Source organism: Pleionea litopenaei, from assembly GCF_031198435.1.
In the GTDB taxonomy this organism is placed as follows: domain Bacteria; phylum Pseudomonadota; class Gammaproteobacteria; order Enterobacterales; family Kangiellaceae; genus Pleionea; species Pleionea litopenaei.
Map to the genome: position 1 here is coordinate 2,612,488 of NZ_CP133548.1, position 23,136 is coordinate 2,635,623.

Below are 23,136 nucleotides of genomic sequence, written 5' to 3' on the forward strand. Positions count from 1 at the left end.
CTTCGGCCCAACAATTAGCTTATGAACGATTTTGTCAGTTTAAAAAACCACTTTTTGATTGCGATGCCAAATTTGGATGACCCCAATTTTTTTCGCAGCGTCACTTTATTGTGCGAACATAATGAAGAAGGCGCGATGGGCATTGTTATCAATCACCCGACTGAAGTCACAACTTCAGAGCTCCTTGATCACCTTGAAATACAAGTAGCACCTGACTTTCACGAGCGTCCCGTTCTCGCTGGAGGTCCGGTTCAAACCGATCGCGGATTTGTTATTCACCACGGCACCAATGCTTGGCAATCGAGCCTTGCCGTAGGAGAACACATTACCATCACCACATCGCAAGACATTCTTGAAGCCTTGCCACAGCAAGCGGATCTCGACGATGCTTTTATCGCTCTCGGTTACGCTGGTTGGGGCCCTGGTCAGCTTGAAGCCGAATTGGCTGAAAATGCTTGGCTAAGCGTTCCTGCCGATCCTAGTATTCTCTTTGCGACCGATGTGGCTGAGCGCTGGCAAAAAGCAGCGGCGCTCATTGGAATCGATATTTCACAAATCTCATCTTTGTCTGGCAATGCCTGAAACTATACGCACGCTGCTGGGTTTTGATTTCGGCGAGAAGTCTATTGGCGTCGCTTATGGGCAACGTATTACCGAGAGTGCTTCCGCACTGCCTGCATTAAAAGCGCAAAACGGACAACCTGATTGGCAACAAGTTGAGAAACTCTTAAAAACCTGGCAGCCAGACCGCTTAGTCGTCGGATTTCCTCTCAATATGGATGGAACTGAACAACTATTGAGTCAAAGGGCTAAAAAGTTTGCTAATCGATTGTTTGGTCGCTTTGCGATACCAGTGGATCTGGTCGATGAACGGTTAACAACGGCTGAAGCGAAAAGTGACTTATTCGCCGAAGGAGGCTATCGTGCGCTACAAAAAGGCGCGATCGACAGCCAGTCGGCGGTTATTATTGTGCAATCTTGGTTCCAACAAAACCCTACGTCATAATCGATAGACGCTGCGCTACCCTGTTTACCGAAAAATCCGTGTCTACCGAAAAATCCGTGTCTTAATCATTTAGAAGGGGTTTTCATCGGTTTCTTCTAAACTCATGCTTGCCGCAGCACCAGAACCAATCTGCAATTCAGGATCGCTCTCTGAACTGTCTAGTTTGATCATCAAGCGTAAATCATTTGGCGAGTCGGCATGATGAAGCGCATCTTCGTAAGTAACTTCACCGCTTTTAAATAGTCGAAACAGTGCTTGGTCAAAGGTTTGCATACCGTGTTCAGTGGACTTAGCCATTAAGTCTTTGATCAAATGCATTTCACCTTTACGAATATGATCGGCCACCAAAGGTGTATTAATCAATACTTCAATCGCGGCGCGACGGCCTTTACCGTCGGGTGTCGGAATTAACTGCTGAGCAATAACCGCACGTAAATTTAACGACAAATCCAACAGCAATTGATTTCGCTTTTCTTCAGGAAAGAAGTGAATGATTCGATCGAGTGCCTGGTTTGCGTTGTTCGCATGCAAAGTACACATACACAGATGCCCAGTTTCGGCAAAAGCCACTGCGTAATCCATGGTTTCAGACGTTCGTACCTCACCAATCAGAATAACGTCAGGCGCTTGTCGTAACGTATTTTTCAACGCGGTTTCAAAGGAGTCAGTATCAATACCCACTTCACGCTGGGTAATAATGCATTTGTTATGTTGATGAACAAATTCAATCGGATCTTCAATGGTAATGATGTGACCAGTGGTGGTCATATTGCGATATCCAATCATGGCCGCCAAAGAGGTTGATTTACCCGTACCGGTCGCACCGACAAAAATAATCAGTCCACGCTTGGTGAGTGAGAGTTTCTTTAACACGGTTGGCAAACGCAATTCATCTAGCGTCGGGATAGTCGTTTCAATTCGACGCAAGACCATACCCACTTCATTTCGTTGCTGGAACGCGCTAACCCGGAATCGACCAATACCGGATGCGCTAATCGCAAAGTTACACTCGTGACCGCGAGCAAATTCTCGTCGCTGTTCCTCATTCATAACCGAAAGAACAACTTCTCGAGCTTTCTCGCCATTCAATGCCCGTTGTGTAACCGGCATGATTTTTCCATTTATTTTGATTGAAGGTGGAATGCCAGCGGTAATAAATAAATCCGAGGCTTTCTTTTGCACCATCAATTTTAAAAGAGCTTCAAAATCCATTCGTTGGATCCTCTAAATCGAGCAGTTAAAAATCTTCTTTGGTCTTGGCTTTCTCACGAGCATCTTGTCGCGTAATCAAGCCCTTCGCGAGGAGGTCTTTTAGACACTGATCAAGTGTTTGCATCCCGTGTTGCGCACCCGTTTGAATCGAGCTGTACATCTGCGCGATTTTATCTTCACGAATCAAGTTACGAATCGCTGGCGTACCGACCATTATTTCGTGCGCCGCGACACGGCCACCGCCGACTTTTTTCAATAATGTCTGAGAAATTACCGCCATCAATGATTCAGATAACATCGAACGAACCATGTCTTTTTCAGCAGCAGGGAAAACGTCGACAATACGGTCAATGGTTTTGGCGGCGGATGACGTATGCAGAGTACCAAACACCAAATGCCCCGTTTCTGCGGCAGTCAATGCCAAACGAATCGTTTCAAGGTCACGCATCTCACCAACTAGGATGATGTCAGGATCTTCCCGTAGCGCTGAGCGCAATGCTTCATTAAAGCCTAGCGTATCACGATGAACTTCACGCTGGTTAATCAAACAGCGCTTACTTTCGTGCACAAATTCGATGGGGTCCTCGACCGTCAAAATATGTCCGTAATCGTTGTCATTGATGTAATCAATCATTCCTGCAAGCGTGGTACTTTTACCTGAACCAGTAGGTCCTGTGACGAGTACTAAGCCACGAGGGTGCATACAGATTTCTTTAAAAACAGCCGGCGCCCCTAACTCTTCGAGGGTTAAAACTTGCGATGGGATGGTACGAAATACCGCACCCGCTCCGCGATTGTGGTTAAATGCATTAACACGAAAACGCGCGATACCTGGTAATTCGAATGAGAAGTCAGTTTCTAAAAACTCTTCAAAGTCTTTACGCTGCTTATCGTTCATGATGTCATAAACAAGGCTATGTACCGTTTTATGATCAAGAGGCGGCACATTAATTCGGCGCACATCGCCATCGACACGAATCATCGGCGGCAGGCCTGCCGATAAGTGCAAATCCGATGCTTTGTTCTTAACACTAAAAGCAAGTAACTCAGTAATATCCATCAGTTTTAACCCCGGAAAAATTGATGATTACAGCATTGGGTAATCTTTTATTCGTTGCTGTCGCGACCCTTATTCAATAGCATTTAATCCGCTATTTCAGTCAACTCGTAAAAAACAGGTAAAATCCGTCACTATAGTTTAGACCCTTATAAAGAGTTCGACGTAACCAATTCATCAAACGAGTGAGTAAATTACTATTATGACCATCGCTGACAATTTACATCAGGTCCAGCAACAAATTGAAGATGCCAGTAAAAAGGCTTCACGAACTGCTAACTCTGTCACATTGTTAGCAGTGAGTAAAGCTCAAGAAATCAATAAGATAGAACAACTTTATCAAGCTGGCCAAAAACTGTTCGGTGAGAGTTACCTCTCTGAAGCCATCGATAAAATAACTGCGCTACAACATCTTGATATTGAATGGCACTTTATTGGGCCCATCCAGAGTAACAAAACTCGCGACATTGCCAGCCATTTCAGCTGGGTTCAAAGTGTCGATCGCGAAAAAATTGCTAAGCGACTGAACGACCAGCGCCCGGATGATCGGCCAGCGCTTCAGGTGTTGGCGCAAGTTAACTTGTTTGCCGAAGCAAGCAAGCAGGGAAGTGATGCTGCCAGTATCGAAAACCTGCTTAGCTTTATTTCTGACCAACCCAATCTAACGCTACGAGGGATCATGAGCATTCCCCCTGCAACCGCTGATCATGGGCAACAGCGAGAGCAATTTGCGAAAATCGCCGAGGTTTACCAACAGATGCGAATGCAGTTTCCAAGCATAGACACCCTTTCAATTGGCATGTCAGGTGATATGATCGCAGCCATCGAGCAGGGCAGCACCATGGTTCGAGTGGGGACCGCATTATTTGGTGAACGCCCAGCAAACTGGAAACAAAAACTAAAGGCGAATTAAATGACAGTATCACTCGAGCAATCCACCATTGGTTTTATTGGCGCAGGTAATATGGCCGGGGCCATTGCCCGAGGCCTAGTAAAGAAGGGCCATGATCCGCAACGAATCATTATGTCGAATCGTAGCAGCGGCAAGCTCGAGGCACTTCAGCAAGAACTAGGGATCCGCATCACCACCAATAATCAAGACGTCTGTCGTTCGGCCAATGTGGTGCTTCTCTCAGTGAAGCCACAAATGATGAAAGATGCGCTTGCGGGCCTCGACTTTACTTCCGTTGACTGCGCCATTTCGGTGGCGGCAGGCCTACCTGTTGCGAAACTTATCGAGTTTACCGCTGAGCAAGTGGCCATCATTCGCAGCATGCCAAACACGCCGTCTATTGAGCTATGTGGTGCAACTGGGTTATATGCGAGTCAATCGGTTCGAGAGCAACATCAACGCGCAGCAGAGTATGTCTTTGGTGCCGTCGGCGAGTTCGCTTGGGTGGATGACGAAGGGTTAATGGATACAGTAACCGCTCTGGCAGGCTCATCTCCCGCGTATTTTTTCCGCTTTATGGAAACCTTAATAGATGCTGGCGTTAAGCAAGGAATGGATCAAGATACCGCTCGTAAGCTGGTGGTACAAAGTGCCCTTGGCGCAGCAACACTGATTAAAAACCACCCCGACATCGCCATTAGTGAACGTCGTATTCAAGTGACATCACCTAATGGCACAACAGCCGCCGCACTGGATAGCTTAGAAGAGAGTGGGATCGCCACCATGGCTGAAGCTGCCGTGAATGCCGCCGTAAAACGCGGAAAAGAATTATCGCAAAGTTAGTGAATTTGCGTACAATGCATTGATTTTGTTGATATTAGGCCCCACATACAGCGAATAAAGCGCTGATAACTCTGATGTTGAATAGTATAGCTCTGATGTTGAACAGTGTTATCAGGTGTTAAAAAATTGGATGATTTACGAGTAACGAGAATTAAATGCAAACTATACTGCTGATCGTTTTTTACCTTATCAAGTTATACGCGTCTGTCGTTCTATTGCGTTTTTTCATGCAATATTTTCGCGTGGACTTTTACAATCCGTTTGCACAAACCATTGTCCAATTAACCAACCCAACCCTAAAGCCGCTGCGTCGAGTGATCCCTGGATATAGGGGACTCGATATTGCGAGTCTCGTTCTCGCTTTTTTGCTCACAACCGTGATGCTTTCTCTGGCGTTTAATCTTTGGGGTTTGTTTACACTTACTAACTTACCTAAATTAGCCATTATATTTGTCCTACAATTTTTCTATACTTTGCTAAACCTGTTTTTCTATTTATTAATTGGTCGAATCATTGTCAGCTTTATCATGATGGCGGCAGGGTCTTACCAAGCAAACCCTTTTGCAAGTATGTTAGTACAACTTACTCAGCCCTTTATGACCCCCTTTCAACGGATCATTCCTCCCATCGGAATGCTCGATTTATCACCAATTTTGGTCTTTTTGCTCATCCGACTCACTCAAGAGGGATTACAGTACGTAGCGTCATACATTTTCCCGGGATTAGGCTTGTTGTAACAGGGAGCTGCATTTTTTACTTGGCAGCGTGCGATAAACTTAAGATAATTTCTGACAAAATGTATGCAAGGTCACGTTTTTACAGAAATTTTCTGCTAGAATCACTGGTTACTATTTGTTCAAACGTTGGCAAAACACACTATCTAACTAGCGCGCTTGCCTTTACTACGGGATCCCTCACGCATGGCCGACAATCAATTTACGCAGTCTGTAAACGAGTTTGAGCGCTGGAAAAGCGTCATCGCCAAAGAAATGAAAGGATTTCGTCTATGGTTGCGGCGCAATCAGCTAAGCGACGAGCAAAGCGATAAACGCATTCGAGCAATGCTTGAAACGCTCGACAGTGAATACTTGACCATTGCTTTTGCCGGTGAGTTCTCTCGCGGAAAAACCGAGCTTATCAATGCCATTTTCTTCTCTGATTATGGGCAACGCATTTTACCGTCACAAGCCGGTCGAACCACGATGTGCCCCACTGAATTATTTTTCGATGCGCAACAACAAAAAAATTATTTACGACTGCTGCCGATTGAAACCCGACTTCAAGACACTTCGTTAACCGATTACCGTGATATGCCCAACCATTGGGTTGAGATCCCCTTAGTCACCAACGAAGCTGAAGAAATGGCGCAGGCCATGCAAAGCATTACCCAGACTAAATCGGTTTCGCGAGCCGAAGCGCTTGAGCTTGGGTTCGACGCGACCATGCTCGACGAAGATGAATTCAATCCTGAAAAAGTCGAAATACCAGCATGGCGCCACGCCATGGTCAGTTTTTCGCATCCATTATTACAACAAGGCTTACGTATCGTTGATACACCAGGGCTAAATGCACTGGGTAGTGAGCCAGAGTTAACTTATCAGTTGCTACCACAAGCGCAAGCCGTTGTGTTTGTGCTTGCCGCTGATGCCGGGGTAACGGCGAGTGATTTACAAATCTGGGAAGATCATATTGAGCAATTGAAAAATCGACCTAACCTAGGTTTGTACGCAGTTCTCAACAAAATCGATGTTCTTTGGGACGAAATCAGCGGGCGTAAAAAGACTGAGAAAGCCATTAACCGTGTGATCCGTCAAACATCACGCCACTTGAAAATTCCTGAAACCGACATCTTGCCGGTGTCGGCCCAGAAAGCCTTGCTCGGACGTATTCGCGACGATAAGGCCTTGTTACTGCGCAGCCAGATTGATGATGTCGAAGCGGTTCTCTCTGAGACCATTTTGGGCAATAAAGAAGCGGTCATGTGGGATAACGTTATCGCTGAATCAACGCGATTAATTGAAGATGCGCAGCAAGTCCTCAAAAGCCGCAAAGAACAAATCGAAAAGCAGCAAGATGAAATCAAAGGCATTCGAGGTAATAACGAATCGCAATTACAAGACTTGGTCGATAAAAGCCGTGATGCTCAAGCCGAGTTTAAAAAGCGCCACTTGGCTCTAAAGCCGAGCCAACGTCTACTTGAGCGCCAAGCCGATGTGCTGATCAATGCCGTTGGCAAAGAGCATTTTGACGAAATCATTCAGCGCACGCTGCACGAAATGGTTGAAAGTAAGACCAGTGTCGGCATGATGCGCACGTCACGTCGCTTCTTCCAAGCTGTCGAAGGCATGATGAACGAGTTTTGCCGAGAAGCAGAGTTGACCAATAAAATGGCCGAGTCGATGTATGCAAAGTTTTCTCGCGACTTCGAAGTCGAATTGCTTGAAGCTCGGTATTTGAAAGGCAAGATCTACCGTCGCCAGTTGCAACAAATTCTCGATGAGTCGAGCCAACTCAATCGCAATTTAATGTTAACTTTGACCGAGCAAAGCGTTGCCGTTAAGCGCTTTTTCGCTACCTCCGTCAACCATATTGCGATGTTCTTCAAGAAGTTACGTGTTGACGTACGCCAATGGTCTCGCGAAGTGATGTTACCGCTCATTCAACAGGTGAACTCACTAAAAGAAACCCTCGACTCAAACCACCAGCAATTGCTTGCCTTGCAACACAACGAGGCGACGGTTGAAGGCCGCCTAAAGGCTTTGAAAACCTTGGTTTTTGAGCTCGACACAGAGATTCACAATGCACAACAATCTCTAGAAAAACTGCGGCAATCGGCCCCAAAAAAGTCGTCGAGTAATGTTGTCGAATTAGCTACCGCACGTCGCTAAACTATTTTTATCTCGCTATAATTCATTTCTTACAAGCTCCAACACGTTAGCTTAATGAGCAATCGCCTTCTGGCGGTTGCTCCAATACATTGATTCTTAACTAAAATTCATACGCATTCCTGCCGAGGAGGCTACGATGAAACGACTTCAATCACTCTTACTTTGGGCTTTTGCGATCTCAAGTTTTGCGCTTTATGCCGATGACGAGTTTAGTAAAGATGTCGGGCCGTATATTGTTCACTACAGTGTTTTTAACAGTGACTTTTTAACACCAGAGGTGGCCCGACAATACGGCCTCACTCGCTCTAAGTCGCTCGCATTGATCAATGTTTCCATCATCGACAAAGCAACTCAACAAGGTATTTCTGCGAGTGTCCGAGGCAACGCCTATAACCTTGCAGGCCAAAATAAGTCGCTGGCATTTAAAGAAATTAAAGAGCAAAACGCGATTTATTACATTGCGAACTTTCGCTTTTCAAACGAAGAGCGACTTAGCTTCAAATTAATTATCAGCCCAGACGGCAGTACGGACGAATACGCGGTTGATTTTACGAAGACGGTTTACGTCAATTAACCTTGCTCTGACTCTCGTTTGCTCGGCCAATCCTCGATATAATAAGCGCCACGATCATTTCTCCTGTGGCGCTTAATGCACTCTACTACTGACTCTCAAATCACTTATCCTGAAAAAATTGTCCTCGCCAGTGGCAATAAGAAGAAAGTGAATGAATTGCAGCAAATGCTTCAAGCCTTTGATTGCCAGATTATTCCTCAACGTGAATTATCTATCGATGACGCCATAGAAGATGGCTTATCGTTCGTTGAAAATGCCATCAAAAAAGCCCGACATGCCTGTCAGAAAAGCGGTTTACCTGCCATTGCTGACGACTCGGGCATTGAGGTTGATGCGCTTAATGGGCAGCCAGGTATCTACTCCGCACGTTTTGCTGGCACACCCAGCTCTGATTCCGCCAATAATCAAAAGCTGCTTGAAGCACTGCACGGAAAGCCTCGACAGCTCCGTTCAGCTCGCTATCGCTGTGTGATTGTCTATATGCGCCATGAATTCGATCCTATGCCATTTATCGCGTCTGGCACTTGGGAGGGTCGTATACTTGAGAAGCCTATAGGCGATGGTGGTTTTGGCTACGATCCTTTGTTTTTTTGTGCTCAATGGGGCAAAAGTGCCGCTGAGATAACCCCAGAGCAAAAGCAACAGGTCAGTCACCGCGGACAAGCGCTAAAACAGCTACAGCAGTGGTTTCAAAGCCAACACAACGTCTCATGTTAGCACTGACCAGTCTGCCACCCCTCGCTCTGTACATCCACGTTCCTTGGTGTGTGCGCAAGTGTCCTTATTGTGACTTTAACTCGCACAAGGCACCCAGCGAGTTGCCAGAGCAAGATTACGTCGATGCATTACTCAAGGATCTCTCTGAGCAATTACCGCAAGTTTGGGGACGTCGCTTAAGCAGCATCTTTATTGGCGGTGGAACCCCAAGTTTGCTCAGCGGCGAACAAATGAGTCGACTGCTTTCAAATATTCGAGCACTACTGCCTTTTAACCACGATATTGAAATTACCCTAGAAGCTAACCCCGGGACTGCCGAAGCCAATAAGTTTGCCGAGTTCTTTCAAGCAGGGGTTAACCGATTATCGATTGGTATTCAATCATTTAACGATGAGCACCTAAAAGCTCTTGGGCGTATACACTCGAGTGCCGAAGCATTAAAAGCCATCGAATACGCTCACAATGCTGGGTTTGAGCGAATTAATCTAGACCTGATGCATGGTTTACCTGGGCAGTCGGCAAAGCAAGCCGAGCAAGACATTCAAACAGCGCTGCAGCAAGGCACGGAACACTTGTCTTGGTACCAACTGACGCTTGAACCCAATACCCTATTTTATGCGCAACCGCCGCAACTGCCACAAGACGACACACTCATCGACATTCAAGAAGTAGGGGAAGCACTACTGAGCGACGGTGGGTTTGAGCGCTACGAAGTCTCCGCCTACTCAAAGACCCCTTCGGCACGTTCTAGGCATAACCTCAATTACTGGAACTTTGGCGACTATCTTGCGATTGGCGCTGGAGCACACGGAAAAATAACACTGCCGGCCGACGGCCAAATTATTCGCTATAACCAGTATCGTAATCCGAAAGATTATTTAGACTCGGGCAAACCCTTCACCCGTGAACGTCTGGCCATCGTTGAAAGAGAACTGCCATTAGAATTTATGATGAATGCACTGCGCTTATTATTACCGGTTCCGAAAAGATTTTTTACTGAGCGTACAGGCTTGCCGTTGGAAGTTATTCGCAAACCGCTCGACCATGCCATAAGCAAAGGATTAGTAGCAGAAAGCGAGCAGACGATTCAGGTGACGGAAGTAGGTACTAACTATCTCAATGACTTATTGGCGCTATTTATGCCTGACCAGGTCAAATTAGCAGAGCCCATCAACATCATTAATTTATCGTAATACCGATCAGTCTTCGCGTACAAACATCAGATCCCAGACGCCATGTCCTAGTTTGGTACCACGAGTTTCAAATTTAGTAATCGGGCGGCTGTCGGGTCGCGGAATGTAGTCGTTGGTGGCCGAAGTATTTCGCCATCCAGCGACCTGTTGCATGACCTCGAGCATATGTTCCGCGTAATTTTCCCAATCGGTGGCCAAATGGAGAAAGCCGCCAGAGGCAATTTTCGAGTGACAGGTGTCAACAAAAGCAGGCTGAATAATTCGACGTTTGTGATGTTTCTTTTTATGCCATGGATCTGGGAAGTAAACTTGCATGCCAGCTAAGCTCTTTTGACCAACCATATGGTTCAACACTTCAACGGCATCGTGATTAATCACCCGTAAATTGGTGAGTTCATATTCCTCGGCCAGTAATAAACAAGCACCGACACCCGGCCGGTGGACTTCTATGCCTATGTAGTTTCGATCAGGGTTTTGTTGTGCTTGTAGCGCTAAAGACTTACCCATTCCAAAACCAATTTCTAGCACGACAGGACGGTCATTTCCGAAGATCTGCGCAAAGTTCATCATTTCATCTGAATATTCAATGCCAAGGGTTGGGAACAGCTCCGTCATTGCTCGTTCTTGGCCTTTCGTCATACGACCTTCACGTAATACGAAACTGCGAATTTGGCGCATAAAAGGGGCTTTTTCTGAATCGGTCATGCTTTGATTTCGATGATATAACTGTCACGATAGAATGGGATGGCGATTGTAACAAAGAATCGACCAGGGCTCACTTAAAACCCTTTTGATATTATTAACTAGCGATTTTTGCTTGCTATTCACTTATTCCCCGTTATTCTTAAAACTCCAAGGACCTCACCTTTAGAATTGCTAAGGTTTTGAATTTAAAGGTATTTAATTTAGATGTTTAATTTACCATCAATCCCGAACTACCATGCCCTCGGGATTTTGATACTCACTGTTGTGGCGTTGTATCTATTTCGACGCGACGATATACCGCTCGAAACCAGTTGCCTTGCGGTACTACTGGCGGTTATTGTCGGCTTCGAAGCCTTTCCTTTCATACCAGAGAACGCTAGTGAGCCCTTACAAGCAACTCAATTCTTTGCGGGCTTTGGTCACGAAGCATTAGTCTCAGTTTGTGCCTTAATGATGGCCGGTCAAGGATTAGTTAGAACCGGAGCACTAGAACCCATCGGACGACTGTTAGCTAAATTGTGGAAGAGCTCTCCGACCATCTCGTTGCTTCTTACGCTGTTAATCGGCGGCATACTCAGTGCCTTTATGAATAACACACCGATCGTCGTGCTCCTATTACCCATCTTGATCAGTGTGTCGTTACGAACCAATACCTCTGCATCGTCGGTCTTAATGCCAATGGGGTTAGCGACGTTAGTCGGTGGTATGTCGACTACCATCGGAACGTCAACTAACCTACTGGTCGTCTCAGTTGCCGCCGATATGGGCATGCAGCGCCTTGAAATGTTTGACTTTTTGCCTGCAGCCGCAGTCGCTGCCGCCGTTGCGATTGCCTATCTTTGGCTGGTCGCGCCGCGAATAACCCCTGAGCGGACTGCGAGCATGGCAGACTCAAGCCCAAGGCTTTTTACCGCGCATTTGACCATCAAAGATGGCGGTTACGCAGCCAATAAGACCTTGGCGGAAGTGATTGAACACGCTGGTGGGCAACTGAAAGTTGAACGTATTCAACGTGGTGAAGAAACCGATACGCGAATTCTACCCATGCCCGACGTGGTATTAAAAGCCGGCGACCGGTTGCGAGTCTCGGATACACCCGACAATTTAAAAGATTATGAAGTGACCATTGGCGCTCGTCTCTTCATGGGCAAGCAAGCCGTTGACGATGAGCATCCTCTCGTCGCTGAAGATCAACAAATTGCCGAGGTTGTGGTTGTGCCAGGTTCTCCACTCGCTGGCTCGACGCTCAAAAATGTGCGCTTTATCGATCAGTTTAAACTGGTCGCTATTGCTTTACACCGTGGTGGTAAAGCCATCGACTTGTATCGCAAACTCGGCAATGTCTCGCTGCATGTTGGCGATGTTTTATTAGTTCAAGGCCCGCGTGAAAACATCGCTAAGATGAAAAAGCAGGGCGAGTTGCTCATTCTTGATGCCACCACCGATTTACCGCATTCTCGCAAAGCGCCAATTGCATTGCTCATTATGCTAGCCATCATTGCGACCGCAGCTTTTGGAATTTTACCGATCTCTGTTAGTGCCTTGTGCGGCGTTAGCCTTATGTTATTGACACGATGCATGGACTGGCGCGATGCCTCATTGGCACTCAGCACTCAGGTTGTTCTTATTGTCGTTGCCTCGCTCGCACTTGGCCAAGGGTTGTTGCTCACAGGCGGCGCAGACTATCTGGCGCAAACCTTTTTAGCCTTATTCAGTGGCGCGCCGCCAGTGGTTATCTTGAGCGGACTGATGTTGTTACTGGCTATTCTAACCAATGTAGTATCGAACAACGCTGCGGCGGTTATCGGCACTCCCATTGCCATATCGGTTGCCCAACAATTGCAGTTATCTCCTGAGCCCTTTGTTATTGCCGTCTTATTTGGCGCGAATATGAGTTATGCGACGCCTGTTGCCTACAAAACCAACTTGTTGGTGATGAATGCAGGGGGATATCAATTCTCTGACTTCTTGCGTATCGGTGGCCCCTTAGTCATCATCATGTGGATTGTCTTATCCTTTGTTGTACCAATGATGCATCCACTATCGCCAAGTTAATCGCTTAACTTACTTAACCAATTAAAGCTAAACAGCGCTTCGACGAGACTGAAATCGTCAGTCTCGTTGCAGTAAATTATCGTCAATTTAGGTACACTCTCGCCTTACTTCCCTAACTTAGGCTCGACGATGCAAGCGAAAGAGTTTCAGCGCCGCATTCTTCAGTATTATCAGCAATATGGGCGCAAACATTTGCCTTGGCAGCAGAACAAAACTCACTATCGAGTTTGGGTGTCTGAGGTAATGTTGCAGCAAACCCAAGTGACAACGGTGATTCCATATTACTTGAGCTTTATGGAGCGCTTCCCCGACTTAGCAGCCCTTGCCACAGCGAATCAAGATGATGTGTTAGCTCAGTGGACAGGGCTAGGCTACTATTCGCGCGCGCGGAATCTACATAAATGTGCACAGCAGGTTCATTTCGAACTCAACGGAAAGTGGCCAAGCAACGTCGAAGCGCTGGAGCAATTACCGGGAATTGGTCGGTCGACCGCAGGTGCCATTCACTCCTTGGTGACGGGCCAACCCGCAACCATCTTAGACGGCAATGTCAAACGTGTGCTGTGTCGGTTCTACGCTATTGAAGGCTGGCCTGGAAAACCCAAGGTTCACAAGGCGTTGTGGGAGTTAGCTGACAAGCTAACGCCCGCTCAGCAGGTCGATCACTACAATCAAGCGATGATGGATTTAGGCGCTACGCTGTGCACGCGGAGCAAACCGCAATGCGATGCGTGTCCTGTTCAATCCGGCTGCGCTGCTTTTGCCGCTGGCACGCAGAAAAATTATCCAACCTCTAAGCCGAAAACGAACAAACCAGAGCGTTCGGCCATTTTTATCGTTGCTCAATACAAACAGCAAATCCTACTAGAAAAGCGCCCAGAGCAAGGTATTTGGGGTGGGTTATGGAGCCTACCACAAGCGGAAATGGATACATCAGACGATGCGCTGGCTAGCTGCTTGGGCATGCCTTTACCACCAGTCACTATTCAGTCATTACCCGCTTTTCGTCATACTTTTAGCCACTTTCACTTACACATTCATCCTAGAAAGCTGGTACTCAGTAAAAAACCGCGCGGAGTCATGGACTCCGATCGCTGGCAATGGCAAGATCGCTCTCAACTTGACGCGCTGGGAATGCCCGGCCCAATTATTCAACTGTTGAAAAACATGGAGCCAGCAACATGAGCCGCACTGTTTTCTGTCAGAAATTACAAAAAGAACTGCCAGGCCTTGCTACCCCCACCTATCCAGGTGAGCTAGGACAAAAAATCTACCAAGACATCTCCATGCAAGCATGGCAAATGTGGTTACAACATCAAACCATGTTAATTAACGAAAAACGCTTAAACGTTATTGAGCCCGAAACTCGACAATATTTGGCCGGCGAAATGGAGAAATTTTTGTTTGGTGGTGACTACGACAAGCCAGAAGGCTACATTCCACCAGAAAAGTCGTAATAATTAAAAGCAAACACTTGACTTAAAAGCTCGAAATCGGTTTAATACGCGCTCTTTCGCGAAAGCCCCCTAAAAGCTTAGCGAAAGTGGTGAAAAATCACGCATTTTACACCATCGGCCTGGTAGCTCAGTTGGTAGAGCAGAGGACTGAAAATCCTTGTGTCGCCAGTTCAATTCTGGCCCGGGCCACCATTCGAATACCTTAAAAAGCCTGAGAGTAATCTCGGGCTTTTTTGTTTCTGAACTTTGAACATCGACACAAGTGTCGCCCCCGGAACGCCGGCCGGTTAATTCTCGCTCAGGCCACCATTCGAATACTTAAAAAGCCTGAGAGTGATCTCGGGCTTTTTTGTTTCTGAATTTCGAACATCGACACAAGTGTCACCCCCGGAACGCCGGCCGGTTAATTCTCGCTCAGGCCACCCTTCGAATACTTTAAAAAGCCTGAGAGTGATCTCGGGCTTTTTTGTTTCTGAATTTCGAACATCGACACAAGTGTCACCCCCGGAACGCCGGCCGGTTAATTCTCGCTCAGGCCACCCTTCGAATACTTTAAAAAGCCTGAGAGTAATCTCGGGCTTTTTTGTTTCTGAACTTTGAACATCGACACAAGTGTCGCCCCCGGAACGCCGGCCGGTTAATTCTCGCTCTGGCCACCGTTCGAATACTTTAAAAAGCCTGAGAGTGATCTCGGGCTTTTTTGTTTCTGAATTTCGAACATCGACACAAGTGTCGCCCCCGGAACGCCGGCCGGTTAATTCTCGCTCTGCCCACCCTTCGAATACTTTAAAAAGCCTGAGAGTAATCTCGGGCTTTTTTGTTTCTGAATTTCAAACATCGACACAAGTGTCGCCCCCGGAACGCCGGCCGGTTAATTCTCGCTCAGGCCACCCTTCGAATACTTTAAAAAGCCTGAGAGTGATCTCGGATTTTTTTGTTTCTGAACTTTTAGCATCGACACAAGTGTTCGCTCGGGGCGCAGTTAACAACTCCACCTAAACAAGTTCCAGTGAATTTCAGCTCATTAACTGCTTTCACTAGCGTGCGTAAATTTCCCGCATATAAAAATGCACATCTTCTTGATCGAGCTTTCGGTAGAGTTGTGCCGTTCGAGTAGCGGTTTGCTTGCTTTCACCCTCAAGCTTTTCAATTACATTCGCTTTGAGTATGCGTCGTCGGAAGCCTGCTTTATTAAGCTTTCCACCCAAGATAATTTCATAGGTTTGTTGCAACTCAGATAAAGTGAATTTTTCTGGTAAAACATGCAACGCGATCGTTGAATATTGAGCCTTATTTTGCAAACGTAAAAAGGCTTCTTTGATCAGCAAGTTATGATCAAATGCTAGTTTTGTTGAAGTTTCTCCGTTCTCGTCTAACGGACACCAGCAGCAATCATCAGCAAAAGTTACATTGTGTTCATTCACTAGCGCGAAATAGGTTACCGTAACTGACCAGCCGCGAGGATCTCGCTTAGCATTACCAATGCTGCCCATTTGTTCTAAATAGGGTGCATCAAAACCTGTCTTCTCTTTCAGTTTTCTAATGGCTGTCGCCTCTATTGTCTGATCATTTTTAACATCAATAAAGCCGCCGGGTGTTGCCCACTTTCCTTTAAATGGAAAGTCTGCTCGCTGAGTAATTAGTACATTCACTCGATCATCAATGATAGTAAAAATCACAATATCAACACTGGTTAACGGAACGTCGTAATCGTGAATATTATAATTTTTTAGAAACTCTTTTTCGTTTGCTGCCATACTCATTTCAATTTCCTAGTTAAACGTTTGTTGGCAAGCCATAAAAAAGCAATTGCTGCAGAAGCACTTAACTTTTGAGTGCCTATCCAACTTAACGCTTCGTCGAAGTCAATTAAATGTGTTCGAATATCTTCATTCTCAGTCGCTTCTCCGTGTACGCCGCTGGCGTCTAGTACTAACTCAGCAAAATATATTTTAGTCGTTTCGGAGGTGCCTCCAGGGCTAACATAAAAGTCGCCAATCAACTCTGAATGCTCAACTAAGTAGCCAGTTTCTTCTTTCACTTCTCGGCATACAGCCGTTTCTGCGGTTTCACCTTGATCAATCACACCCGCAGGAAGTTCAAATATCCATGGGTGATCGTTGTTTTCTAGCGCTCCTATTCTAAACTGCTCAGTCAACAACACCTTATTCATTTTCGAGTCGAATAACAAAATTCCAACGGTCGCATCTCTTACTAAAACTTCGCGTTGATGAATTCGACTCCTTTCACCACTAAACTTAGTATATTGAATAGTGTGTTTTTTTAACTCTAAAAAGCCTTGGTGACAAATTTCTGTTTGTTGAATGATTTCAGCAACAGGAATGCTTTTCATTTTTGAGCTCCATATAATTTTTGCTGGAAAATATAGTCCGCTACAGGATTATCCATGAAACGATTAAAGCGAGCCTTAAATAGCTTTTCTGGTCGTGGGTAGTTTGCGATCAATGTTCTGATATCACTGCTGTGAATCTTTATTCGCTCACTAACACTTCTCAAGCTCCAGCGTTTTCGAATTTCATCCGCTTTGTAAAACTTGCTCCATGTATCAAAACTGACATTATCAGGACCAAGAATAAATACTAACTCTACCATCTCTCCCGCTCTCTTATAGCAATCCTCTAGCGCCTCAAGTACATGATAGGTGTAAACGGGGCTATTGGTCTTTTCACCTAGTCTTCTTTCGATATCTGACACCAGTACGGGCGTTAAACTCCTATTATGCATCGTCGCCTCTAAGTAATAGGCCTGAGCCATAATACTGACCATGGCTAAACGGTCAGCAAAGGGCACCATAGTCTTAGCAAAGGCATGTCTGAAGCTTGGAACCAGTAGTAATTCATCAAACTCATGATTTACCTGATTCAGTATGTCTTTGTGACCTAGGTGAGGAGGGTTAAAGGCTGAGCCTAGCACTCCAACACGCTTAATTTTCATAGTGACACCTCCTGTTGACATAATAGTATAGTGTGCGTACTATTAATAGTATATTAATTATCATATTAAACGCAACCATTGATTGAAACCAAGGAGAGAGCAGCATGAAACGATTGAATATCATGACCACCGCTGCATTTGATGTTGACCCACAGTATGCATTTACCCCTGAATGCCCAGACGAATTACCAGTAGAGGGTGGCACTGAAATAGTCCCTGAGCTTAATGCTCAGGCAACGCTTGCGGCTATTCGGGTTGGCTCAAAAGATGCTCATAGCCCACACGCTATCTGGGTCGCGAATAAGCAACAACCCATGTTTACAGAGGTTCACGGTGACCATGTCGATATCGCATGGAATCAACATGCAGTCCCCGGCACAAAAGGCTTTGAACTAATAGCTGGTTTACCCAAACCCGCCGAATATGATTATTTTGTTTGGAAGGGGATCGAGCTCGACATGCATCCTTACGGAGCTTGCTATCACGACCTGTCAGAAACCATGAGCACAGGGGTGATAGAGTTTCTTCAAACCCGAAAAATCGATACGGTAATTGTCGGAGGTTTAGCAACGGACTATTGCGTTAAAACCACCGCACTCCAACTACGAAAGTCTAAGTTTGAAGTGATTGTAAATCTAGCAGCCTGTCGTGGTATCGCTGCCGAAACCATCGAACAAGCAATAACAGAAATGACGACAGCAGGAATTCATATCGTACGCGACTATCAAGAATTAGAGAGATTAACTCAATGAAAACACAGCCCATTATTCGTTCATTGCTCGACACTGACTTGTATAAGCTAACCATGATGCAAACTGTGCTGCATCAATTTCCAGCAGCAGAAGTTGAGTATACCTTTAAGTGTCGAAACGCCGATGTGAGTCTAAAGCCATACGCGGCTGAAATTAAGGCTCAAATCAAAGCTTTATGTGAGCTCAGATTAACGGAGAACGAACTGCATTACTTAGCAGGAATATACTACTTAAAGCCAGACTTTATTCAGTTTCTTAAACTTTTCCAGTTAAACGAACAATATGTGCGAATTGGTGAAGATGAACGCGGACAACTGACAATCACTGTCGCGGGCCCTTGGCTTCACACAATCATGTTTGAGGTTCCTATCTTAGCTATTGTCGAAGAAGTTTATTCACGAAATGAGTACGCTAAGGTTGACCTTAAAGAAGGACAAAGACGCTTGATGGAGAAAACCGAGGCGATTAAGAAGCATCCGCTGCGTGAGCACTTTAAGCTTATGGAGTTCGGCACCCGCAGACGATTTAATCGTGAATGGCACTGCCATGTATTAGAGCACTTGAAGCGAAGCGTCAAAAGCAATTTGGTCGGCACCAGCAATATGTATTTAGCTCGTGAACTGGACCTATTACCCTTAGGCACTATGGCTCATGAATATTTACAAGCGTTTCAAGCACTTGGTCCTCGATTAATCGATAGTCAAAAAATGGCACTGGAAACATGGACGAAGGAATATCGAGGCGATCTCGGAATCGCCCTGACTGATGTAGTTGGAATCGATGCGTTCTTAAAAGATTTTGATCGCTATTTTGCAAAGCTATTTGATGGCGTTCGCCATGATAGTGGCGACCCATTTACTTGGGCTGAAAAAATGATTGATCACTACAAAAAGTTAGGTATTGATCCGAAAACGAAAACACTCGTTTTCAGTGATGGACTCAATATTCCTTTGGCATTTGAATTACTGGAAAAGTTTTATGATGTAACCAACATCGTTTTCGGAATAGGCACTAATTTAACTAACGATGTCGGTGTTACACCTCTGAGTATTGTTATGAAGATGACCAAGTGTAATGGTCAGCCGGTTGCAAAAATAAGCGACAGTCCAGGTAAAACCATGTGTAAAGATGAAACTTACCTGGCTTATTTAAACAATGTCTTTAATGCGAGTTAATTAAGAGTCTTAGCGATGAAAATTATAATGGCACAATTAAACTTTACCGTTGGTGATATCGACGGGAATGTCAGTAAGATTCTAAGTGAGTACCACAAGTTTCAAGCCGATGAAGGTTTATTTATTTGCAGTGAATTAGCCATCACAGGGTATTACCCTCAAGATTTGCTTTTACGCTCTAGTTTATTGAACAAACAGTGGGAAGCGTTAGAAGAGATAAGAAAAGCAACGATAGAAAAACCTTGTGCTATTTTGATTGGCTACGCTGCAAAAAATAGAGATCGTGTTGGCAAACCGCTGCACAATGCGCTGGTTGTATTACATAAGGGAGAGGTCATTCTAGAGTATTACAAGCAACTACTTCCCACATACAACGTTTTTGACGAAGCTCGACACTTTTCAGCAAAGTCATCACCCAATAGCTTTACCCTTAATGGAAAGCGATTTGGAGTCATGATTTGCGAAGATGCTTGGTTTACCGAAGCGAAAGGGGCCTATCTAGCAGATCCCATCGATAATCTCGAAGGTGTTCCGCTAGATGCTGTGATTAGTATTAATGCTTCTCCAAGTAACGTAGGAAAGCAAGAGGAGCGAATGACAATAGCTCAAAATCTAGTTAGTCGACTTAATGTGCCTTTTGTTTATGTGAACCAAGTAGGTGGCAATGATGAATTAGTTTTTGATGGTGCTAGCTTTATTATGAACAGACAGGGACAACTCACTGCCTCAGCAAAAGCTTTTTCTGAAGAGGTTGTAGAAGCTAAGCTCGAAGATAATAGAGTGATTGAAGTAAGCCCAATGAAGAGAAGTCACTTTATTTTAGAACAGCTTCAGCTAGGCATTCGAGATTATGTCGAAAAGTGCGGTTTCGATAAAATCGTTGTCGGTTCTTCTGGCGGTATTGACTCTGCAGTAACCATTGCTTTATGTCGTTTTGCACTAGGATCCGAAAAAGTTAAGGCCATTACAATGCCATCAAAATATTCATCAAAGGGCAGTGTGAATGACTCAATAATATTATGTAAAAACCTGGGAGTTGAACTGTTTGAACGGCCCATCACTCAGGATTTCGCATTGACTATAAAAGAATTCGAACTGATGAGTAAATGCATGCCAAATCAAATTACTCAAGAAAATATGCAGGCTCGAATTCGTGGCCGAATTCTAATGGAGTTCAGTAATCATTTTTCAGCGTTAGTAGTATCAACTGGCAATAAGAGTGAAATGAGCGTCGGCTATGCAACGCTTTATGGTGATATGAATGGAGGAATAAATCCACTCGGAGATCTGTATAAAATGGAAGTTTACGAGTTGGCTAAATTTATCAATATGCACTATCAAAGCGACGTGATTCCTGAAGCCATTATAACGAAAGCTCCAAGTGCAGAACTGGCTGAAGGTCAAGTTGATAATGATTCTTTACCTGCGTACCCAATATTAGACGCAATATTAAAGCAATATATTGAAGGAGACTTACTGTCAGAGAGTGAACAAGATATTTGTTCAGCGCTTTTAACAGAAAAGTCTGTTTCGTACGATTTAATCGCCAAGATTCAAGACATGGTTGATCGCGCTGAGTTTAAAAGAAAACAAGCTCCACCCATTATTCGCGTTCAAAAACGAAGTTTTGGTATGGGTAGATGGCTCCCCATTGCCGCTCGATATACATAGAGATGATGCAGATGAAGATAATAGATGGAAACTTACTAGACCTAGCCGAAGAAGGAATGTTCGATGTAATCATTCACGGTTGTAATTGTTTTTGCAATATGGGTAGTGGCATTGCAAAACAAATTAAAGAGAGGTATCCCGAAGCTTTTCAAGCTGATTTGGCCACAATAAAGGGTGACGAAAATAAACTCGGGAGTTTTACTTTTGCTCGTGTAAAAAGGCAAACCTCTTTTGTCATCGTCAATGCTTACACGCAATACGCGTACGGTCGTAAAGGGTGTTTTGCGGATTACGATGCTTTAGCAAGGGTATTTGTAAAAATAAAGCAGTCGTACCAAGGGCGTCGAATCGCTTATCCATTAATTGGAGCAGGTCTGGCAAAAGGAGACTGGTCAATAATAGAGCCGATTATCGATAATGCCTTGAAGGGCGAAGACCATACACTAGTACGTTACTCAAATTAAAGGAAAGAACACATGCAAACAAATACGATTACCTTGTACAGACCGACAGGTAAAAATGAGCTTAAACTGGTCAAAGAAAGTGGTTACAAACGGTGGCCACCTAGATTACCCGGCCAACCGATTTTCTACCCGGTAACCAATGAGACTTACGCGATCGAAGTCAACAATTGGAACGTTAAAGAAAAAGGCATTGGCTATGTAACTCGATTTGAAGTTAAACGTTCATTTATTGAAAGATACAAAATTCACACTGTTGGCGCAAAACATCATACTGAATGGTGGATACCCGCCAATGACTTAGAAGAACTTAACGATAATATCGTTGGAGAAATAGAAGTCATTGGAGAATACACCGAGGTAGTAAAAATATAATTTTTTGGAAAACTATGAAAAAAACAAACATCGTCAAAAGGTCTAAATTTCTTAGCTTAGTTCTACGTCATCAACCACAAAAGATAGGATTAACTCTTGATGAAAGTGGTTGGGCTGATGTTAGTGAGTTATTAACTAAAATGAATGATCATGGAATGGCTCTAACACTCGAAGAACTCGACATCGTTGTTAACGACAATGATAAGCAACGTTTTAAGTATAGCGATGATAGAAAAAAGATTCGAGCAAGTCAGGGGCATAGTCTAAAGGTAAACTTAGCGCTGGCGTCGACTCAACCGCCAGCAATATTATTTCATGGCACAGCTAAGAAAAACTTAGATGCAATTTTTCGGCAAGGATTATTAAAGAGAGATCGCCATCATGTGCATCTCACCGAAAACACCTCTACTGCATTGAAGGTGGGAGAGCGATATGGAGATCCCATTTTATTGAAAATTGATGCTCTCGCTATGTATGGTGATGGCTTTTTGTTTTACTGCAGTGACAATCACGTTTGGCTAACCGATACGGTGCCACCGCAATATATTTACATATATGAAAACTAAGTATTTAAGTTATGAAAAATGAAATTATATTAACAAGGGAGCAATTACTGACTGACTTATCTAAAGGTAAGTCAGCGAAGTACCTATTTTTTTGGGGACATAAATCCACGAGGAGAGGCTCTGTTGACAAGACCTGCTTAAGTCAATGGTATCCGTCGAACTTTACAGTAGAAGATGTTAACTACCACACCGCTGAACACTATATGATGGCAGAAAAAGCTCGTTTGTTTAATGACTTGATATTACTTCAAAAAATACTGCAAGCGCGTTCCCCTGGTGAAGCCAAAGCATTAGGTCGACAAGTCGCTAACTTTAATCAAGAAGAGTGGGTAAGCAATCGCTTTGAAATCGTTGTCAAAGGTAATTACGCTAAATTTTCACAATGCGTAAATTTGAAAGCGTTTCTATTGTCGACAAAAAGACGAGTGTTGGTAGAGGCAAGTCCTCATGACAAAATTTGGGGCATAGGACTTGCGGAAGATCATCCGAATGCTAACAATCCCTATAAGTGGCGAGGCGATAACCTACTTGGCTTTGCACTAATGAAAGTCAGAATACTACTCAGTAACGGGTGACAATGGA

Annotated in this window: 25 protein-coding genes and 1 tRNA gene; 20 read left to right on the top strand and 6 right to left on the bottom strand. The window is 44.7% G+C overall.

Going from position 1 to position 23,136, the window contains the following annotated elements; genetic code table 11:
* Positions 1 to 21: 21 nt before the first annotated feature.
* On the top strand, positions 22 to 582 hold the full coding sequence (locus Q9312_RS11730) for a YqgE/AlgH family protein (protein WP_309201040.1): 561 nt from the start codon (positions 22 to 24) through the stop codon (positions 580 to 582).
* Positions 575 to 1,006: a Holliday junction resolvase RuvX gene (ruvX, locus tag Q9312_RS11735; RefSeq protein WP_309201041.1), complete on the top strand. Its 432-nt coding sequence runs from the start codon at positions 575 to 577 to the stop codon at positions 1,004 to 1,006. Before Q9312_RS11730 ends, ruvX begins: the two co-directional genes overlap by 8 nt.
* 69 nt (positions 1,007 to 1,075) lie before the next feature.
* On the opposite strand, the gene Q9312_RS11740 is transcribed toward ruvX, so the two are convergent.
* Both Q9312_RS11740 and Q9312_RS11745 read right to left on the bottom strand, forming a co-directional pair.
* Positions 1,076 to 2,218, bottom strand: a complete 1,143-nt coding sequence (locus tag Q9312_RS11740) for a PilT/PilU family type 4a pilus ATPase (protein ID WP_309201042.1) — start codon at positions 2,216 to 2,218, stop codon at positions 1,076 to 1,078.
* A gap of 25 nt (positions 2,219 to 2,243) precedes the next feature.
* Positions 2,244 to 3,278, bottom strand: coding sequence for a type IV pilus twitching motility protein PilT (locus Q9312_RS11745; protein WP_309201043.1), 1,035 nt, complete (start codon positions 3,276 to 3,278; stop codon positions 2,244 to 2,246).
* Positions 3,279 to 3,477: 199 nt separating this feature from the next.
* On the opposite strand from Q9312_RS11745, the gene Q9312_RS11750 reads away from it, so the two are divergent.
* From Q9312_RS11750 to hemW, 7 genes are all read left to right on the top strand, one after another.
* Entirely contained in the window at positions 3,478 to 4,188 is a 711-nt protein-coding gene (locus tag Q9312_RS11750; protein WP_309201044.1) for a YggS family pyridoxal phosphate-dependent enzyme, read from the top strand.
* Entirely contained in the window at positions 4,189 to 5,010 is an 822-nt protein-coding gene (gene proC / locus Q9312_RS11755) for a pyrroline-5-carboxylate reductase (RefSeq protein WP_309201045.1), read from the top strand. It begins immediately after the preceding gene.
* Positions 5,011 to 5,165: 155 nt separating this feature from the next.
* The gene (locus Q9312_RS11760) at positions 5,166 to 5,747 is read left to right on the top strand and encodes a YggT family protein (RefSeq protein WP_309201046.1); all 582 of its coding nucleotides are present in this window, start codon (positions 5,166 to 5,168) and stop codon (positions 5,745 to 5,747) included.
* A 183-nt stretch (positions 5,748 to 5,930) separates the two neighbouring features.
* On the top strand, positions 5,931 to 7,898 hold the full coding sequence (locus Q9312_RS11765) for a dynamin family protein (protein WP_309201047.1): 1,968 nt from the start codon (positions 5,931 to 5,933) through the stop codon (positions 7,896 to 7,898).
* A 136-nt stretch (positions 7,899 to 8,034) separates the two neighbouring features.
* Complete coding sequence (locus Q9312_RS11770) at positions 8,035 to 8,472, top strand: DUF4426 domain-containing protein (RefSeq protein ID WP_309201048.1); 438 nt, start codon at positions 8,035 to 8,037, stop codon at positions 8,470 to 8,472.
* A 75-nt stretch (positions 8,473 to 8,547) separates the two neighbouring features.
* Positions 8,548 to 9,189, top strand: a complete 642-nt coding sequence (gene rdgB, locus Q9312_RS11775) for an RdgB/HAM1 family non-canonical purine NTP pyrophosphatase (RefSeq protein WP_309201049.1) — start codon at positions 8,548 to 8,550, stop codon at positions 9,187 to 9,189.
* On the top strand, positions 9,183 to 10,382 hold the full coding sequence (gene hemW / locus Q9312_RS11780; protein ID WP_309201050.1) for a radical SAM family heme chaperone HemW: 1,200 nt from the start codon (positions 9,183 to 9,185) through the stop codon (positions 10,380 to 10,382). The genes rdgB and hemW overlap by 7 nt, the downstream gene beginning before the upstream one ends.
* Before the next feature lie 6 nt (positions 10,383 to 10,388).
* On the opposite strand, the gene trmB is transcribed toward hemW, so the two are convergent.
* Positions 10,389 to 11,087: a tRNA (guanosine(46)-N7)-methyltransferase TrmB gene (gene trmB, locus Q9312_RS11785; RefSeq protein ID WP_309201051.1), complete on the bottom strand. Its 699-nt coding sequence runs from the start codon at positions 11,085 to 11,087 to the stop codon at positions 10,389 to 10,391.
* Positions 11,088 to 11,291: 204 nt separating this feature from the next.
* On the opposite strand from trmB, the gene Q9312_RS11790 reads away from it, so the two are divergent.
* The 4 genes from Q9312_RS11790 (at position 11,292) to Q9312_RS11805 (ending at position 14,791) form a co-directional block, all read left to right on the top strand.
* Positions 11,292 to 13,142 (top strand): SLC13 family permease, encoded by a 1,851-nt coding sequence (locus Q9312_RS11790; protein WP_309201052.1) that lies wholly within the window; start codon positions 11,292 to 11,294, stop codon positions 13,140 to 13,142.
* Between the two features lie 129 nt (positions 13,143 to 13,271).
* Positions 13,272 to 14,327 carry an A/G-specific adenine glycosylase gene (gene mutY / locus Q9312_RS11795; protein WP_309201053.1) on the top strand — a complete coding sequence of 352 codons (1,056 nt, stop codon included), beginning with the start codon at positions 13,272 to 13,274 and terminating at the stop codon, positions 14,325 to 14,327.
* The gene (locus tag Q9312_RS11800; RefSeq protein WP_309201054.1) at positions 14,324 to 14,599 is read left to right on the top strand and encodes an oxidative damage protection protein; all 276 of its coding nucleotides are present in this window, start codon (positions 14,324 to 14,326) and stop codon (positions 14,597 to 14,599) included. The genes mutY and Q9312_RS11800 overlap by 4 nt, the downstream gene beginning before the upstream one ends.
* A 116-nt stretch (positions 14,600 to 14,715) precedes the next feature.
* Positions 14,716 to 14,791: transfer RNA gene (locus Q9312_RS11805), tRNA-Phe, on the top strand.
* Positions 14,792 to 15,636: 845 nt separating this feature from the next.
* On the opposite strand, the gene Q9312_RS11810 is transcribed toward Q9312_RS11805, so the two are convergent.
* The 3 genes from Q9312_RS11810 to Q9312_RS11820 are packed head-to-tail and all read right to left on the bottom strand — an operon-like array spanning position 15,637 to position 17,554.
* Positions 15,637 to 16,362 carry an NUDIX hydrolase gene (locus Q9312_RS11810; protein WP_309201055.1) on the bottom strand — a complete coding sequence of 242 codons (726 nt, stop codon included), beginning with the start codon at positions 16,360 to 16,362 and terminating at the stop codon, positions 15,637 to 15,639.
* Positions 16,359 to 16,952 carry an NUDIX domain-containing protein gene (locus tag Q9312_RS11815; protein ID WP_309201056.1) on the bottom strand — a complete coding sequence of 198 codons (594 nt, stop codon included), beginning with the start codon at positions 16,950 to 16,952 and terminating at the stop codon, positions 16,359 to 16,361. Before Q9312_RS11815 ends, Q9312_RS11810 begins: the two co-directional genes overlap by 4 nt.
* On the bottom strand, positions 16,949 to 17,554 hold the full coding sequence (locus tag Q9312_RS11820) for an adenylyltransferase/cytidyltransferase family protein (protein ID WP_309201057.1): 606 nt from the start codon (positions 17,552 to 17,554) through the stop codon (positions 16,949 to 16,951). Before Q9312_RS11820 ends, Q9312_RS11815 begins: the two co-directional genes overlap by 4 nt.
* Before the next feature lie 104 nt (positions 17,555 to 17,658).
* Between Q9312_RS11820 and Q9312_RS11825 the strand changes: the two genes are divergently transcribed.
* The 7 genes from Q9312_RS11825 to ybiA are packed head-to-tail and all read left to right on the top strand — an operon-like array spanning position 17,659 to position 23,129.
* On the top strand, positions 17,659 to 18,306 hold the full coding sequence (locus Q9312_RS11825; RefSeq protein ID WP_309201058.1) for an isochorismatase family protein: 648 nt from the start codon (positions 17,659 to 17,661) through the stop codon (positions 18,304 to 18,306).
* Positions 18,303 to 19,481 (top strand): nicotinate phosphoribosyltransferase, encoded by a 1,179-nt coding sequence (gene pncB, locus Q9312_RS11830; protein WP_309201059.1) that lies wholly within the window; start codon positions 18,303 to 18,305, stop codon positions 19,479 to 19,481. Before Q9312_RS11825 ends, pncB begins: the two co-directional genes overlap by 4 nt.
* A gap of 15 nt (positions 19,482 to 19,496) precedes the next feature.
* Entirely contained in the window at positions 19,497 to 21,152 is a 1,656-nt protein-coding gene (locus Q9312_RS11835) for an NAD+ synthase (protein ID WP_309201060.1), read from the top strand.
* 11 nt (positions 21,153 to 21,163) lie between these two features.
* Entirely contained in the window at positions 21,164 to 21,616 is a 453-nt protein-coding gene (locus tag Q9312_RS11840) for a macro domain-containing protein (RefSeq protein ID WP_309201061.1), read from the top strand.
* Positions 21,617 to 21,628: 12 nt separating this feature from the next.
* The gene (locus Q9312_RS11845; RefSeq protein ID WP_309201062.1) at positions 21,629 to 21,988 is read left to right on the top strand and encodes a hypothetical protein; all 360 of its coding nucleotides are present in this window, start codon (positions 21,629 to 21,631) and stop codon (positions 21,986 to 21,988) included.
* 14 nt (positions 21,989 to 22,002) lie between these two features.
* Positions 22,003 to 22,554, top strand: coding sequence for an RNA 2'-phosphotransferase (locus Q9312_RS11850; RefSeq protein ID WP_309201063.1), 552 nt, complete (start codon positions 22,003 to 22,005; stop codon positions 22,552 to 22,554).
* An 11-nt stretch (positions 22,555 to 22,565) separates the two neighbouring features.
* Positions 22,566 to 23,129 (top strand): riboflavin biosynthesis intermediates N-glycosidase, encoded by a 564-nt coding sequence (gene ybiA, locus Q9312_RS11855; protein WP_309201064.1) that lies wholly within the window; start codon positions 22,566 to 22,568, stop codon positions 23,127 to 23,129.
* Positions 23,130 to 23,136 lie beyond the last annotated feature (7 nt).